The organism is Bremerella sp. JC817 (assembly GCF_040718835.1).
Lineage (GTDB): Bacteria > Planctomycetota > Planctomycetia > Pirellulales > Pirellulaceae > Bremerella.
In genome coordinates this window covers 202,455-218,511 of the sequence record NZ_JBFEFG010000281.1, presented here as the reverse complement: position 1 = coordinate 218,511, position 16,057 = coordinate 202,455, and the positions used below count along the sequence as shown (strand labels likewise).

General features: G+C 55.7%; 11 protein-coding genes and 1 riboswitch. All 11 genes read left to right on the top strand.

Annotated elements, in window-relative coordinates; translation table 11 throughout:
- Positions 1–388: 388 nt before the first annotated feature.
- Positions 389–2,785, top strand: a complete 2,397-nt coding sequence (locus AB1L30_RS23945; RefSeq protein WP_367016728.1) for a PSD1 and planctomycete cytochrome C domain-containing protein — start codon at positions 389–391, stop codon at positions 2,783–2,785.
- Between the two features lie 73 nt (positions 2,786–2,858).
- A complete protein-coding gene (locus tag AB1L30_RS23940; protein WP_367016726.1) occupies positions 2,859–4,334 on the top strand; it encodes a DUF1501 domain-containing protein in 1,476 nt (491 codons plus the stop codon).
- Positions 4,335–4,522: 188 nt separating this feature from the next.
- Positions 4,523–6,109, top strand: coding sequence for a phosphoenolpyruvate carboxykinase (ATP) (gene pckA / locus AB1L30_RS23935; RefSeq protein WP_367016724.1), 1,587 nt, complete (start codon positions 4,523–4,525; stop codon positions 6,107–6,109).
- 120 nt (positions 6,110–6,229) lie between these two features.
- A complete protein-coding gene (locus AB1L30_RS23930; protein ID WP_367016722.1) occupies positions 6,230–7,684 on the top strand; it encodes a sulfatase in 1,455 nt (484 codons plus the stop codon).
- A gap of 108 nt (positions 7,685–7,792) precedes the next feature.
- Positions 7,793–9,094, top strand: coding sequence for a nucleoside permease (locus tag AB1L30_RS23925; RefSeq protein ID WP_367016720.1), 1,302 nt, complete (start codon positions 7,793–7,795; stop codon positions 9,092–9,094).
- 337 nt (positions 9,095–9,431) lie between these two features.
- Positions 9,432–9,509, top strand: a riboswitch (cyclic di-GMP riboswitch).
- Positions 9,510–9,689: 180 nt separating this feature from the next.
- Positions 9,690–9,890: a Flp family type IVb pilin gene (locus AB1L30_RS23920; protein ID WP_105332387.1), complete on the top strand. Its 201-nt coding sequence runs from the start codon at positions 9,690–9,692 to the stop codon at positions 9,888–9,890.
- Between the two features lie 339 nt (positions 9,891–10,229).
- Positions 10,230–10,796: a prepilin peptidase gene (locus AB1L30_RS23915; RefSeq protein ID WP_345093300.1), complete on the top strand. Its 567-nt coding sequence runs from the start codon at positions 10,230–10,232 to the stop codon at positions 10,794–10,796.
- Positions 10,793–11,311 carry a TadE/TadG family type IV pilus assembly protein gene (locus AB1L30_RS23910; protein WP_367016718.1) on the top strand — a complete coding sequence of 173 codons (519 nt, stop codon included), beginning with the start codon at positions 10,793–10,795 and terminating at the stop codon, positions 11,309–11,311. Before AB1L30_RS23915 ends, AB1L30_RS23910 begins: the two co-directional genes overlap by 4 nt.
- A 187-nt stretch (positions 11,312–11,498) precedes the next feature.
- Positions 11,499–12,716 (top strand): Flp pilus assembly protein CpaB, encoded by a 1,218-nt coding sequence (cpaB, locus tag AB1L30_RS23905; RefSeq protein WP_367016716.1) that lies wholly within the window; start codon positions 11,499–11,501, stop codon positions 12,714–12,716.
- A 59-nt stretch (positions 12,717–12,775) separates the two neighbouring features.
- Positions 12,776–14,419 (top strand): pilus assembly protein N-terminal domain-containing protein, encoded by a 1,644-nt coding sequence (locus tag AB1L30_RS23900; RefSeq protein WP_367016714.1) that lies wholly within the window; start codon positions 12,776–12,778, stop codon positions 14,417–14,419.
- Positions 14,420–14,515: 96 nt separating this feature from the next.
- Complete coding sequence (locus tag AB1L30_RS23895; protein WP_367016712.1) at positions 14,516–15,763, top strand: AAA family ATPase; 1,248 nt, start codon at positions 14,516–14,518, stop codon at positions 15,761–15,763.
- Positions 15,764–16,057 lie beyond the last annotated feature (294 nt).

Genomic DNA, 16,057 nt, shown 5'->3' with positions numbered 1-16,057 from the left:
AGCCGAAACGATTCTCAAAAGCAATCGTGTGCCAAATTTCCGGGGAAATTTTCCCCGATTTTTATTCCTGGGTTACGTTCGAGAGAATTGCGGCTCAAGTGGGCTCGGCAAAGGATTTTAAATTGGATTCCCGCCCTCATATGGTGTCAGGATTCTCCACAGGAAAAGGCTCTCAAAAGGTTTTCGGTAAATCTCATTGATTCTGAGCGCCTTAAGTACAAGAATTGTCGGTGTAATGTAGGAAGATCTCTTTCGATACAGAGTGTGCCCTACCAACAGCACTCGTGATGTCGGGCACCTTATCCCACCTTAAATCCGCCTTAAGTTGTTGCCAATGCTCTATTTATCGCGCATTTCCCGGTCGTCGATGTTGATCATGGTATGCACCATGTTCGCTGTTTGCACCGGTCTGGCCCAGGCTCAAGACGAGCCGGAAGCCACCGTTAAATTCAATCGCGATGTCAAGCCAATTCTGGCGAAAAAGTGCTTTGCATGCCATGGTCCTGGATCTCAGGAGGGTGGGCTTCGTTTGGACGATCGCGAGGTCGCAACGGGGGAAACCGACTCAGGCGAAATCGCCATCGTGCCCGGCAAGGTGGAAGAAAGCGAACTCATTCGCCGCATTCTTTCGGAAGACGAATTCGAACGCATGCCCCCCGAAGGTGATCCCCTCAAGCCGGAGGAGTTGGAAGTGATTAAGACCTGGATCAACGAAGGGGCCAAGTATCAAGGGCACTGGGCCTTTGAACCGGTCGCCGATCCAGAGCCACCCAAACCCGAACATGAAGGTTGGGCCCTGAACCCAATCGACCAATTCATTCTGGCTCGGTTGGAAGAAGCGGGTCTCGAGCCAAACCCGAAGGCCTCGAAGCGGACCCTCATCCGCCGGGCATACTACAACTTGACCGGCCTGCCGCCGACCAAGGAAGAGATCGAAGCATTTGAAGCCGATCAATCGCCAGACGCTTATGGCAAGCTGATCGATCGATTGCTCGCCTCGGAGCATTACGGTGAAAAGTGGGGCCGACATTGGCTCGATCTGGTTCGTTTCGCTGAGACTAACAGCTACGAACGAGACGGCGTTAAGCCGAATGCCTGGAAGTATCGTGACTACGTGATCCGTGCTTTCAACGAAAACAAGCCTTACGACCAGTTCGTTCTCGAGCAGTTGGCTGGCGATGAAATCGAAAACCCCACGCCAGAAACGATCATCGCTACCGGCTATTATCGCCTAGGTGTGTGGGACGACGAACCAGCCGATCCGCTGCTGCATATTTACGATCAATACGACGACCTGATTACCACCACCGGGAAGGCGTTCCTGGCGGTCACGGTCAACTGTGCACGTTGCCACGACCACAAGATCGACCCGATCACTCAGGCGAACTACTACGAATTCCTATCCTTCTTCAAGGGAATGAAACCGTACGGTACGCGTGGCAGTGTCGCCTTCAGCCAGAAAGAAATCTCGGGCTCAGAAATCATTTCGGCTCACGAGAATCACCATCGGGAAGTGCGCGCCGTCGAAGACCGAATGAACCAGATCGTGCGGGCGGCGATCGAACAGCTTCCTGAAGAAGAACGCAAAGAGATCCGTAAGGAACGCGATCGCAACCGTCGGCGCGAAAAGATGGACGAACGGATCGCCGATCTCGTCCCGAACGACGCTTCCGAGTATCGCGAACTGAAGAAGCAGATGGATGGTCTTCGCGAGAAGGAAAAGTATCTGCCAGCTCGCGAATTCGCCCTGGCTGTGAATCAAAGTGACAAGAAGCCAGAGCCAACCACCATCATGATGCGTGGCAATCCCCACGTTCCTGGAGACGTCGTCGAACCAGGCTTCCCGAAGTTCTTCAACGAACCGAAGCCTGAGATTCCCGAACCAAAGGATGGCCAGGAAACCTCAGGTCGCCGTCTGGTGCTCGCCAAGTGGATTGCCTCGGATAAGAACATGATGACCGCTCGTGTGATGGTGAACCGTATATGGCAATTCCAGTTCGGCCGCGGCATCGTGCGAACCTCGAGCAACTTCGGTCAGCTCGGTACCCCTCCGACCCATCCAGAACTGCTGGACTGGCTGGCTACCGAGTTCGTGGAAAGTGGCTGGGACATCAAGCATATGCAGAAGCTGATGATGCTCTCGGCGACCTATCAGATGTCGTCCGACGGTGCGGAAAAGGGTTTGGCCCAGGACCCCGGCAACGACCTGATGTGGCGATTCAATTCGCGTCGTCTAACGGCCGAAGAGGTCCGCGACTCGATCCTGCTGGTCAACGGTCGCCTGAACGACAAGATGTACGGACATGGCTTCTACCCGAAGATTTCGGACGAAGTGATGGCTGGCCAGTCGAAGCCTGGTGACGGCTGGGGCAACTCGTCGTACGAAGAACAGGCTCGTCGTGCGGTCTACATCCACGTGAAGCGATCGCTGGTAACGCCACTGTTGTCGACGTTCGACTTCCCAGATACAGACGCCCCTTGCGAAGAACGGTTTGTGACCACGCAGCCCGCTCAGGCCTTGGGGATGATCAATGGTTTCTTTGCGAATCAGCAGGCCGAAGAACTGGCCAAGCGAGTTCGTGAAACCGGAGCGACCACGCCAGAAGATAAGATTCGCGAAGCGATCGAATTTACGATGGCCCGCGAAGCCAACGACCGCGACGTGAAGGTTGGTATCTCGCTGATGAATGACCTGCAGAAGGACCATGGTCTAGATGCCGAACGGTCATTCGACTTGTACTGCCTGATGCTGATCAACTTGAACGAATTCTTCTTCCTGGACTAAAGCGTCATTCCGCATTGCTGGAATGTCGTGATCGGTTCAGTGTAAGAATCCATATGTAAGAGGAAGGTGAATCATGTCGAACTCGGAAATGCCGAAATCAACCTATTGTGGTAACACTCGGCGCGAGTTTTTGTGGAACGCTGGGGCCAAGTTCCCAGGTCTCGCATTGACCTACATGCTGGCCAAGGATGGCTTCCTGGCGAATCAGGCCGTCGCTGCTGACGGCGTTTCGGCCTTCGATAACCCGTTGGCTGCCCGTCAGCCGATGTTTGAAGGCAAGGCGAAGAATGTCATCTTCCTGTTCATGTATGGCGGTCCGAGCCACGTCGACACGTTCGATTACAAGCCAAAGCTGTACGATCTCGACGGCAAGACCGTCCCCGTGAAGACTAAGGGGCGTGGTGGCGAAAAGAACGAAGGTCGCGTTGTCGGGCCTAAATGGAACTTCAAGCAGTATGGCCAGTCGGGGCAGTGGGTCTCGGAACTGTTCCCAAACCTGGCGACCTGCGTTGACGACATTTCGTTCTTGAAGTCGTGCCAGGCCGATTCGCCGATCCATGGTTCGGCCATGTTGATGATGAACTCGGGCCGTATTCTCAGCGGTTTCCCCACCCTCGGTTCGTGGATCACTTATGGTCTGGGCACGGTCAATCAGAACCTGCCAGGCTACGTCGTGATGCTTGACCCTTCCGGTGGTCCGATCAGCGGTGCCAAGAACTGGACGTGCGGTTTCATGCCGGCCAACTACCAGGGCACGATGTTCCGCAGCAAGGGTGCCCCGATCATCGATCTGGCGACCCCAGAAGGAATGTCGCGGGCGGCTCAACGTCGTATCCTCGATGCGATGAAGGAAGCCAATCAGCACCACCTGGAAGATCGGCCGGACAACTCAGAGTTGGCCGCTCGAATTCATAGCTATGAACTGGCTTACCGCATGCAGGAACATGCTCCGGAAGCAGTTGACCTGGCCGATGAAACGGAAGAAACCAAGAAGCTATACGGTATCGACAACCCACAGACGGAAGAATTCGGCCGTCGCTGCTTGCTGGCTCGCCGTCTGGTCGAACGTGGCGTTCGTTTCGTTCAGCTTTACTCGGGCGGTCACCATAACGACAACAACTGGGACGCCCACGGCGACCTGGAAAAGAATCACAACTACCATGCTGGTCGTACCGATTTGCCAATCGCTGGTCTGATCAAGGACCTGAAGCGAAAGGGTATGTTGGACGACACCCTGATTATTTGGGGTGGTGAGTTTGGTCGTCAGCCGACTGCCGAATACGAAAAGGGGACCGGCCGTGACCACAATTCGTATGGTTTCACCATGTGGATGGCTGGTGGCGGTATCAAGGGTGGCGTTTCGTACGGTGCCACCGACGAGCTGGGTGCCGAAGCGGTGGAAAACCCACTCCATGTGAAGCGGATCCACGCCACGATCCTGAACCAGTTGGGTCTCGATCCAAACGCTTTGAGCTATTTCTACAGCGGTTTGGATCAAAAATTGGTCGGCGTCGAACACGTCGAACCGATCCACGAAATCATTTCTTAGGCTGTCCTGGTCAAGAAACCGACCGCCTCAAGACAATTCGAAGAATCCTGAACAGCGTCTTCCCTTCGGCTGGGGAAGACGCTTTTTTTGCGCGCCGCGTAGTCGGGTACGCGGGTTTAGAGAAAGGGAGTAGAATGCGTGAATGCAGTGATCGCAGGGTCTTTTCTCTCCAATGATGTGGTGCTGAGATGAGTAAAATCGATTTAAAGGGATTGGAAATCGAAGTCGAAGACATCCGCCGTAATATGGCCCCTTCGACCCTCTATGAAGAAGCCATTCGCGACGAAGAAGATGCCGCCGTCGCCGATTCGGGCGCTTTGATCGCCTACAGCGGCGAAAAGACGGGCCGCTCGCCGAAGGACAAGCGTGTCGTCGAATCGGTCCACTCGAAGGACGATGTCTGGTGGGGACCGATCAATATTCCGATTGAAGATCGAATCTATCGAATCAACCTCGAGCGGGCCAAAGACTATCTGAATACCCGCAAGAAGCTGTACGTGGTCGACGCCTTCGCCGGCTGGGATCCGAAGTATCGCCTGAAGATCCGGGTGATTTGCTCGCGTCCGTACCACGCCTTGTTCATGCACACCATGCTGATCCGGCCGACTCCGGAAGAGTTGAAGGATTTCGGCGATCCGGACGTGGTGATCTACAACGCTGGGCGTTTTCCGGCCAACCGCCACACGCCTGGCATGACCTCGAAAACGAGCGTCGACGTCAATCTTGAAGACCGCGAAATGGTCATCCTCGGCACGGAATACGCCGGTGAGATGAAGAAGGGGGTCTTCACAATGATGAATTATTACATGCCCAAACAGGGTGTGTTGTCGATGCACTGCAGTGCGACCTGCGCACCTGACTCGGACCGCAGCAGCATCTTGTTCGGCCTCTCGGGAACGGGCAAAACGACCCTTTCGGCCGACCCGAAGCGGATGTTGATCGGAGACGACGAACATTGCTGGAGCGATGACGGCATCTTCAATATTGAAGGGGGTTGCTACGCGAAGGCGATCGACCTGACGCCAGACAACGAGCCGGAGATCTTCCAGGCGCTTCGTTTTGGTGCCGTGCTCGAGAACGTGGTCTACGACAAAGAAGACCATCACGTCGACTTCACCGACACCAGCATCACGCAGAATACCCGCGGTGCGTATCCGATCGAGTTCATCGGCAACGCCAAGATTCCTTGCGTGGCTGGCCATCCGAGCGATGTGATCTTCCTGACCTGCGATGCGTTCGGCGTGTTGCCACCGGTCAGCAAGTTGACCTCGGCTCAGGCCATGTATCACTTCATCAGTGGTTACACCGCCAAGATCGCCGGCACCGAAGTTGGTATCACCGAGCCGCAAGCGACCTTCAGCCCTTGCTTCGGCGGACCGTTCCTCGTCTGGCATCCTGGCAAGTATGCCGAACTGCTGGCCGAGAAGCTCGAAAAGCACAATGCGAATGTCTGGCTGGTGAACACCGGTTGGACTGGTGGAGCGTACGGGGAAGGGCAGCGCATCAAGCTGAAGTATACCCGTGCGATCATCGACGCCATTCACGATGGCACGCTGGCCAACGCACCGACCGCCGTCGATCCGGTCTTCGGCGTGCATGTGATTCAGGAGTGCCAGAACGTTCCGAACGAGATCTTGACGCCGAAGTCGACCTGGAAGAACCCAGCCGACTACGACAAGTCTGCCTCGAAGCTTGCTTCGCTCTTCATCGAGAACTTCCAGAAGTACAGCTCTGGCGTCAGCGAAGAAGTGCGCAAGGCGGGCCCGGTCGCCTAGCGCTTTGGTGGGGACTGGGTGAATCTGGTCTCGATTCCGAGTATGCTCAAACATCGGCCTGCATGGATTAAACCGTGCAGGCCTTGTTGTATTGAGCAAACTGGTTGGAGTTGAGACGGCATGTTCCACCGTATCTTTCCTGGTTTCGTCGTGGCATTAGCCTTCCTCGTGTGGGGTGCCTACTCAGTCGAGGCCGCCGAGACGAAGCGACCTAACTTCGTCTTCTTCCTGGTCGACGACCTCGGTTGGGCCGATCTTTCGTGCTACGGCAGCACCTTCAACGAGTCTCCGAATATCGATGCCCTCGCCAAGAGCGGCATGAAGTTCAACCAGGCCTACACGGCTTGCCCGGTCTGCTCGCCGACCCGAGCTTCGATCGTCACTGGACGTCATCCGGTGCGTGTCGACGTGACCGACTGGATCCCTGGCAACGGCACGATCGGCAAGTTTCTGCACGTCGACGACCGTGACAACCTGGCTCTCGAAGAAGTCACCATGGCGGAGGCCCTGAAGGAAGAGGGATATCAAACCTTCTTCGCCGGCAAGTGGCATCTGGGTGAGAAGGGACATTGGCCGAACGATCAAGGGTTCGAAACGAACATCGGCGGTCACCACGCCGGGTCGCCGCCCGGGGGGTATTATGCTCCTTGGAAGAATCCCGTTCTCGAAGCGAGGCGGGAAGGGGAGTACCTCACCGAGCGTTTGACGGAGGAGTCGATTCACTTCCTGGAGGCCCGCGACCAGGCAAAGCCGTTTCTGCTTTATCTGTGTTATTACAACGTCCACACGCCAATCACTCCTTATAAGAAGCGGATCGAGCACTTCGAAGAGAAAGCGGAAGCGACCTTTGAAGGTGAAACGCCCACGCTCAAAGAGCACGAAGGGAATTCCCGGGCTCGCCAAGACAATGCGGCTTATGCGTCGATGATCGCGGCGGTCGATCAAAGCGTGGGAGAAATTGTCGCGAAGCTCGACGAACTGAAATTAGACGAAAACACAGTCGTTTGCTTCTTCTCAGACAATGGCGGTCTGTGCACCTTAGGTGGCAAACGGGTCGGACCAACCTCGAATCTTCCACTTCGGAGCGGCAAGGGTTGGCTCTACGAAGGGGGCGTGCGAAGTCCGATGATCGTCAAAGCTCCTGGCGTGACACAGCCAGGCACCGAATCGGAAGCCCCGGTCGTGAGCATGGACTTCTTTCCAACCTTCCTCGAATTGGCCGGTTTGCCGCTGCAACCGAACGTTCACAACGACGGCGAGTCGCTGGTGGGGCTGCTGAAGGGGGAGAAGCAGGCAGAAGATCGGACTCTTTATTGGCACTACCCCCACTACCATGGTTCTGCCTGGAAGCCAGGTGCGTCGATCCGCGATGGGGATTGGAAGCTGATCGAGTTTTATGAATACGACACGGTCGAACTCTACGACCTGAGCAAGGACCCAAACGAGCAGCACGACCTGAGTGCCTTGATGCCAGAAAAGACGACCCAGCTTCGCGAGAAGCTACGCACATGGCAGAAAGAGATGAACGCCAAGATGCCTCAGCCGAACCCGAACTATCGCGGCGGCGCGAAATAGGACATGGTCCCTGGTTTTTGAAGTTTGCTAGCTCGGCTACAATCGGACCCCGAACGCCCCGCCAAAATTTGCCTCTCGCTGTGAAATAACACAAAAGGAACCTGGTTGATGGTGAAGAAGTTCATCAGTCGCTACATTCTCTCGATCGTGGTTGAGATGATCGAGAATCCGAAGTTGATCGGGCTTTCGGTGATGATGTTTCTCCAATTCTTTATTTGGGGGGCATGGTATGTGACGCTGGGGCCTTATATGGCCAAGCACGAAATGTTCGACATGATTTCGTGGGCGTACACAGTGGGGCCGATCGCGGCGATCATTTCCCCTTTCTTTCTCGGATTTGTAGCCGACCGCTTTTTTGCCTCGGAACGGGTTTTGTTCGCGATGCATTTGCTCGGTGCGTTGGCCATGTTCGCCGCACCTTTCGCCGCCGAGCAGAGCGCGACCGCATTGGTGGTGATCGTGTTTCTGCACATGCTGTGCTATATGCCGACGCTGGGGCTTACCAACACCCTGGCTTTTTCGAACATTGACGATCAGGAACGACTCTTTCCGATCATTCGCGTATTCGGGACGATCGGCTGGATCGCGGCGAATGTTACGGTCAGCTCTTTGCTGGAGGCGGATACCACCGACATGCAGTTCTACGTGGCTGGGTTCGCAGGGTTAGCGCTCGCGTTGTTCAGCTTCGTACTCCCGCACACGCCACCTCCGTCGGCCGGCAAGGCGATCTCATTTCGCGAAATCATTGGGGCAGATACCTTGGCACTGATGAAAGAACGCTCGTTCAGCGTGTTCATCATCGGCTCGTTTCTGATCTGTATTCCGCTGTCCGCTTATTACGCCTATGCCTCCACATTCGTGGGCAAGGTCGGTTTCGAGCAAAAGGCGACGGTCATGTCGATCGGGCAGGGCTCGGAAATCGTGTTCATGCTGCTGATGCCACTCTTCTTCAGCCGTCTGGGTGTGAAGTGGATGCTGTTCGCCGGTATGGCTGCCTGGGTTGTTCGCTACGGTCTGTTTGCTGGTGCCGATGTTGACAACGTGCAGTGGATGGTGGTGCTGGGCATTTTGCTGCATGGTATCTGCTACGACTTCTTCTTTGTCACCGGGTTTATTTACACCGACAAGAAATGCGGCAAGGAGCTGCGTGGTCAGGCCCAAGGCTTCCTGGTCTTCGTGACCCAGGGTCTTGGTTTGGGGATCGGTGCCCAGGTGATGGGGGCGATTGCCGCTGCATTCACCAACGAAGAAGGAGTCTCGAACTGGCAGATGATCTGGCTGATGCCTTGTATCATGGCCGGGGTCGTGATGATTCTGTTCGGTCTGCTATTCAACGATAAGGTGGATGCCGCCGACGACGAGACCGGATACGGTACCGACGAGGCTCCGGCGACCGAACCATCGCACTAAAACGTGTGATTCGAGCGATATAAATAATGAAGAAAACGCCGCGAAACGAACACTTCGCGGCGTTTTTCATGCGCTGAGATGAGATTTTGGGACACTTAAGTCCTTTAATACAATCGTTTTAGGTGCTCTCTCGGAAAAATGTCCCGGAATCGCCAAGTTTTTCTAAAGCTCGCAATTTGACATAGGCCGGACGTGACATAGGTTTCAGGTGTTCAGGGAAGTGCATCGCACAGAACTGAATGGCAACAGGACAAGTTGCCGGACTAATGCTCGTCTCATCTGAAACTCATCGAAATCGAGGCTTCCGGTGTACGGGCAATGGTCTGCCGCCAATGTCCCCCGACAAAGGCAAACTGATCGCGAGGTCAGGACGCAAAGCTTAGGACCACTTAACCGTGGCGGCCAGGCTGCCGAAGGGTTGACTCCGGACGTATGACGTCCACTTCCTGATGGCTATGTATGGGACTGAGGCTTTAACCAAGAGGACCGCATTCAACCAAGTTTTGCAGACCAGCGTGATGGAATCGCAACGGTTGAACGGCGGTAGTAAGCATCTTTAGTTTTTGCCGAATTTAGGCAACGTTGGAGAATTCTCATGCAAGGTCTCATCCAGAAGGTACAGAATTTCCTCGTATCGGAAGACGGTCCCACCGCGGTTGAATACGCCGTGATGCTGGCTCTGATCGTCATCGTATGTCTGACCGCCATCCAGGCGATCGGTACCCAGGCGAACGCCACGTTCACCAAGATCGGTACGGACATGCAGACCGCTAACACCACTGGTGGTGCTCTCTAAGCCGCCAGCAAACGCGTGTGCCTTCGGGCTCACGCGTTTTTTTTCGTGAAAACACTGGAAAGCCCCGGGCACCCTAACACGGGGTACTCGGGGCTTTTCTTTTTTTCCGGTTGATCCGACTTTGGCGGGATTAACGAAACACCGCACCACGGCAACTTATTCCGAATAGGCAGAAATCGGGGAAAAAGCGGTCTATTTTGGCCGCACGGTTGCCTGGGTGAGCTACTGTTTTGTGCCGGAATTTTTGTGAAGACACGTCCGGAAACCAGTGGTGGTATCCCTGTTGTTGCGCATTTAGTGGTCGGCCTCGCATGAGACGCGCGAGGTGAGGAGAAAGTCATGGATCTGTTTGTAAGCCTGTCGGAAGCAATCGCACAAAATTGGCCCGTGTGGGTCGTCACGTTCACCTTGATTCTGGCCGCTGTGATTGACGGCTTCGAGTTGAAGGTCCCGAACTGGATCACGTTCCCTTTCGTCGCCAGCGGCTGGGTCTACAGCTTCTGTGCGTTTGGCTTTGAAGGCCTTGGCTGGAGCCTGTTGGGCACCGTGGTCGGCCTGGCCCTGTTGCTGCCAGCCTACTCGATTGGCGGCATGGGCGCTGGCGACGTTAAGTTGCTAGCCGGTGTTGGTGCCTGGATGTATGGCACGCACACCTTCTATGCATTCTGCATCTCGGCCATCGTCGGTGCCGTCCTGGCTGTCGGTATGGTCGCCTTCCGCAAAGCTTGGAAGAAACACTCGGACAACGCTCGCATCATCCTGAACGAGATCATGACCATTCGTGATCCGAATCAGTTGTCGAGCATCGCTGCGGAGCGTAAGCCAACGATGCTACTGCTCCCTTATGGTATTCCGATCGCCATCGGAACCATTGGCTACTTCTTCTGGATGGGACTGCTGGTATGAGCCTGATATCGTCTGCATGCACAGACCGCGCAAGCGACCGTGTTAACTTGGGTGAGATGACGGGGACTTTGCGTTCCCGACATTTCGGCCTTGATAAGAGATGCCGATTATTCCGATTGAAACGGTCAGGGGCAGCGGTTGTTGAATTTGCCATTGTGGCGCCGCTCTTCTTCCTGCTGATTTTCGGAATGATTGAGTACGGTCGCATGGTCATGGTGCAGCAGGTGATTACCAACGCTTCCCGCGAAGGTGCTCGCCGAGCCGTCCTGGACGGAGCAACCACCGCCGAAGTGATTTCGGCGGTGAATGGCTTTCTCGACTCAGCAGCCGTCGATAGCAGTGGTGCACAAGTTATCCTTTCCCCGGATCCGCCTGAAAATGCCGGATTTGGCGGAGCGGTAAGCGTTACCGTTCGCGTTCCTTTCGCCGAAGTCAGTTGGTTGCCGTCTCCTATGTACTTAGGGGCCACCACCTTGGAAGCGAAAACAACAATGCGGAGAGAAACCGTTCAATAGCCGTTGATGCAAAATATTCCGGTTGTCCGGAAATTGCGAAACGCAATGGTCGTCCGACTCGAGACGTTTGTTTTGACCTTCTCGTCTCGGAGGCCCGATGATTCCCCTACATCGCACTCGCGATTAAAGGGGCCTGAGGAGCTAGCTAGGTGCGGGCATGGAGGCTAGCTGAACTAAGGAAAAGCAAATGCGTCCGAAATCACTAATCCTGATCATTATCGCTCTCGGGTGTGGGCTGGTCGCCTCGATCGGCATCAGCCAGGTACTCGAGCAGCAGACCGCCCAGCCGGTACCTCAGGTCGAAATGGAGAACATCTTCGTCGCCCTCGAGGACATCGACATCAACGAGCCAATCGCTCCGGAGATGATCAAGCTGGAACCGTGGCCTGCGGACAAGATTCCGGAAGGGGCTATTCGCGAGCTGGAAAACGTCGAAGGACGTCGACCACGTTCGCGACTGTTCGCCGGCGAAGTGATCCTGGAAGGCAAGCTGTTTGGGTCGGACGAAGACCAGGGTGCCTCGAAGCTGATTCCGAAGGGTTACCGAGTTCACTCGATCAAGGTGACTGCGGAAAGTGCCGCTTCGGGTCTGATTTTGCCTGGCGACCGTGTCGACGTGCTGGTTTACCTGCAAGTCGTCAACCAGCTCGACAAGAACCGTACAAAACGTCAGATGACCCGCACCATTCTGACCAACTGCCGCGTCTTCGCGGTGAACGAACAGATTCATCGCGAAACCGATGCCCAGGGCAATTCGATCAACGCCAAGACGGTGTCGCTGCTGGTGACACCGAAGCAGGTCGAGATCCTGGTGCTCGCCGGACAGCTCGGCAAGCTCAGCTTGTCGCTCCGTCCGCCAGATGAAACGCCAGATGACGTTGCGGCGACGACCGACGACGCGACGATCGCGGAACTTTTGGATATTACCGAAAACGCTGACCCGGACATGAACAACAATGCTCCGCCGCAGCCACAGAACAAAATGACCCAAAGCGGCAGCCAGCCGTCGTCGGGTGGTGGTTTCCTCGATTTCCTGAAGAACGCTGAACAGAAGTTTTCCAAAACAGCGACCTCGGCAGCCACAGCAGTGGAAGACGAAGTCGAATGGTCGATGGACCTGCTCAGCCCAGATGGCGTGCGACGATTTGAGTGGGGACATGCCGACGAGCTGCCCCAGGAAGTGGCTCCTGGTTCGATGACATCGCGTCAGCAGACCATGCCAACTTCGACCAACACACCATCGGCTGGAAGCAACACGCCCAGCTTTCCTCCAGGAACGACCGGACAAACCCCCATGGGATCGAACGCTGACACTAACAAGACGCCAGTCGACGATGCCAACACGTCAACCGACGACTCCATGCCAGCGGGGTCGGATTCAAATTTTGGACAGGACGACGCCTAACCCAATTTAGATTTTCCACGGATTGGGAAGTCATAATTTCGGCGCAAGGAAGATCACGGATGATTACCAAGTACCGCTTCGCGCGACAACTTGTCACGACTGCAGCTATGATCGCGCTGACCGCCTGGTGCGGAGCCGTTCAAGCTCAAAACGAGGCCCCAGGCGTCAACTTCCAGGTAGCCGCACCGAATCAGCGGTTGGAGATGATCGTCAATTCGAGCCGCATCTTTACCCTGGACAACAAGATTCCGAAGGCTCAGGTCAACAACCCTGACCTCCTTCGGTTGACGCCGTTGGCCCCCAACAAAATTCAGGTCTCGGCCCTGAAGCCGGGTGTTACCCAGGTCAATCTGTGGGCCGATGACGGCAGCATCTTCACGGTCGACGTCGTCGTCATTGGCGACGGTCGCGAACTACAGATGCTTCTGGAAAGCGAATTCCCGAACGCCACCATTAAGGTTCGTCCCCTGGCGAGCAGCGTGGTGCTGTCTGGTTTCGTCGATCGCCCAGACGCGATCAGCCGCATCGTGGAAATGGCTCAAGACTACTACCCGAAAGTGATCAACAACATCACGGTCGGTGGTGTCCAGCAGGTCATGCTGAAGGTGAAGGTCTACGAAGTCTCGCGTACCAAGCTGCGTACGGTTGGCTTTGACTTCGCAGCCTTCAGCGGCAACGACTTCGTTGTCTCGAGCGTCAGCGGTATCATCAACAGCGTCACCCAGTCGAGCCAGACGATCGCCACGACGGGTGCCGACACGGTTACCTTCGGTGTGGTGGGCAACAACACGGCATTCTTCGGATTCATCGAAGCTCTGCGTCAGAACAACCTGGCCAAGTTGCTTTCGGAACCAACTTTGAACGCCATGAGCGGTCGTCCTGCCAGCTTCCTGTCTGGTGGTGAAGTTCCGATCCAGGTTTCGTCCGGTCTCGGTACCACGTCGATCGAATTCAAAGAGTTCGGTACCCGCGTCGACGTTGTGCCAATCGTCCTGGGCAACGGCAACATCCGCCTGGAAGTTCGCCCACTGGTCAGCGAAGTCGACTCCAGCGTTTCGGTCAACGGCACGCCAGGTTTCCGTACTCGCTGGGTCGATACGGCCGTCGAAATGCAGGCAGGTCAAACGTTCGCTCTGGCTGGTCTGATCCAGGACAAGATCGAAACGGAAAACCGCGGTATTCCTTACCTGGCTGACATTCCTTGGGCTGGTGCCGCTTTCCGTCGCGTCCAAGACCGACGCAACGAAGTGGAACTGTTGTTCGTGGTCACGCCAGAACTGGTTGCTCCGCTGAACGCCGACGAAGAGCCATGCGAAAAGCCTGGTACCGCTTCCGGTCCGCTCAATGATACCGAGCTGTACTGGCGAGGTTACATGGAAGTGCCGAACTGCGTCCCAGGCGGTGCTTACGGCGGTGGCATGATCGGTCCAAGCGGTCCTTCGATCATCGAAGGGGAAGTCATCGAACAGGGTGCTCCTCTGATGGAAGTTCCAACGCCGGCCATGAATCAAGGCCCAGCCTTTGAAACCAGCACCGAGATGAAGGGCGTGCATACCCCTTCTGGGCCGCGAATGCAGCCCGTCTCGATTCAAACCAATCCCGGCGTCCGCCCCTCGTCGGTACAAAAGCCTGCTCCGGTCGCTTCTTCGGGACCAATGCCGGCCATGATCGGACCTTCGGGCTACGATACGCTCGATTTTTAAAACGGGGCCGACATTTGCGTACTAGAATTCCCCTAAACCCAATAGGGGAATTCTTATCCAGGTGTCATCTGTCGAGTTAGGAAAGTACGAATCGCTATGAGCAATGTATTACGAGTCGCCCTGGTCGATCCGAAAGACTCATCGCGAGAATCGTTAAAATCGACACTGCTAGGCATGGACATTGTCTGGCTGGAAGCGGAGTGCTCGCGATACGAGTTCTTCGCTGATGTCGTTGGTCAGACCAACCCAGACATCGGCATCGTCGCGATTGACTCCGATCCAGAAAAGGCGATTCGCCTGATTCGTGAAGTCAACGAGAGCACGCCTGAATGCAGCATCCTGGTCATCAGTGGTTCGACCGATGGTCAGTTGATCCTCAAAGCGATGCGGGCAGGTGCCAAAGAATTTCTAACCCAACCGCTGGTGATCGAAGACCTGGTCAGCGCTCTGGAGCGTATCGGTCATCATCGCTTCGGCAAAGGGGACTCGAAGAGCCGCGGCTGCAAGGTGATCACCGTCTGCGGTGCGACCGGTGGTGTTGGTTCGACCAGCCTCGCGGTCAATCTCGGATGCATTCTGGCCGCCCAAGAACAAAACAACGTCGCGCTGATCGACCTCGATCTGGCGCTGGGAGACAGCGATGTCTTCCTCGATACGATTCCTGATTACACCCTGCTGGACGTTGCCCAGAACATCAAGCGTCTCGACTTCAATCTGTTGAAGCGGTCGCTGACGCGGCACAGCAGTGGCTTGTATCTGCTTCCTCGCCCGGTTCAATTGCAGGAAGAAGCTCCGATTAGCCCGGACGACTTGTCCCGCGTGATCGGTTTGATGAAGGCGACCTTCACGCACTTGATCATCGATACGTCGAAGGCATACTCGGCGCTCGACATGCTGGCGATGAAAGAAGCAAACGTCAACCTGATGACGATTCAGCTCGACTTGCCATGTTTGCGTAACGTGGTGCGTCTGATGATGAGCTTCAGCGAGATCGACGGGCTGAAAGAAAAGACCCGCGTGATCGTGAATCGCGTCGGCCTCGACAACGGCGAGATCAGCCTGAAGAAAGCTCAGGAAACGATCGGCAGCGAGATCTATTGGCAGATCCCGAACGAATACCGAATCATGGTCGAAGTTCGTAACAACGGCGTTCCGTTGATCGAACAGGCCCCACGCGCCGGCATCACGCAAGCCCTGGTCGGTTTGGCCGAAGCACTCTCGGGCGATGGCTCGAAGAAGAATGCCGGCGGCAAGTCAGGCTTGGGACGCTGGTTTGGCTTCTTGTCGTCAAAGGCAGACAAGGCCGGAAAAGCCGAAGAATCGGAAGCATCGGCGGACGCTTAAAGCCGCCGCATCAAAGCTCGTGGATTATCTAGTTCAATCCGCGAAGGTTGTAGCGACCGCACATTCCGTGCGGTTTGCCAATTTCGAAACTTCCTTCCTCTCGCGCAACTCTACGTGAGCTATGTTTTGGGGGACCGTTCCAAAGCCCTTAATCGGCACGGTTCCTGTCTCCTTGGGTAGCTCCGTCCAACCAATGCGCCGCCAAGCTCTTCGCGCGGTGGGACCATACCGGTTGCACTAGCTACCTGACGTGACACGAAACGGTCAAAAGGGCGTCAACGGCAGCACTTCAGT

Bases quoted from the DNA above. Each gene is read 5' to 3' on its own strand.
- AB1L30_RS23945 (WP_367016728.1), top strand. From the start codon at position 389: ATGTTCGCTGTTTGCACCGGTCTGGCCCAGGCTCAAGACGAGCCGGAA.
- AB1L30_RS23940 (WP_367016726.1), top strand. From the start codon at position 2,859: ATGTCGAACTCGGAAATGCCGAAATCAACCTATTGTGGTAACACTCGG.
- pckA (WP_367016724.1), top strand. From the start codon at position 4,523: ATGAGTAAAATCGATTTAAAGGGATTGGAAATCGAAGTCGAAGACATC.
- AB1L30_RS23930 (WP_367016722.1), top strand. From the start codon at position 6,230: ATGTTCCACCGTATCTTTCCTGGTTTCGTCGTGGCATTAGCCTTCCTC.
- AB1L30_RS23925 (WP_367016720.1), top strand. From the start codon at position 7,793: ATGGTGAAGAAGTTCATCAGTCGCTACATTCTCTCGATCGTGGTTGAG.
- AB1L30_RS23920 (WP_105332387.1), top strand. From the start codon at position 9,690: ATGCAAGGTCTCATCCAGAAGGTACAGAATTTCCTCGTATCGGAAGAC.
- AB1L30_RS23915 (WP_345093300.1), top strand. From the start codon at position 10,230: ATGGATCTGTTTGTAAGCCTGTCGGAAGCAATCGCACAAAATTGGCCC.
- AB1L30_RS23910 (WP_367016718.1), top strand. From the start codon at position 10,793: ATGAGCCTGATATCGTCTGCATGCACAGACCGCGCAAGCGACCGTGTT.
- cpaB (WP_367016716.1), top strand. From the start codon at position 11,499: ATGCGTCCGAAATCACTAATCCTGATCATTATCGCTCTCGGGTGTGGG.
- AB1L30_RS23900 (WP_367016714.1), top strand. From the start codon at position 12,776: ATGATTACCAAGTACCGCTTCGCGCGACAACTTGTCACGACTGCAGCT.
- AB1L30_RS23895 (WP_367016712.1), top strand. From the start codon at position 14,516: ATGAGCAATGTATTACGAGTCGCCCTGGTCGATCCGAAAGACTCATCG.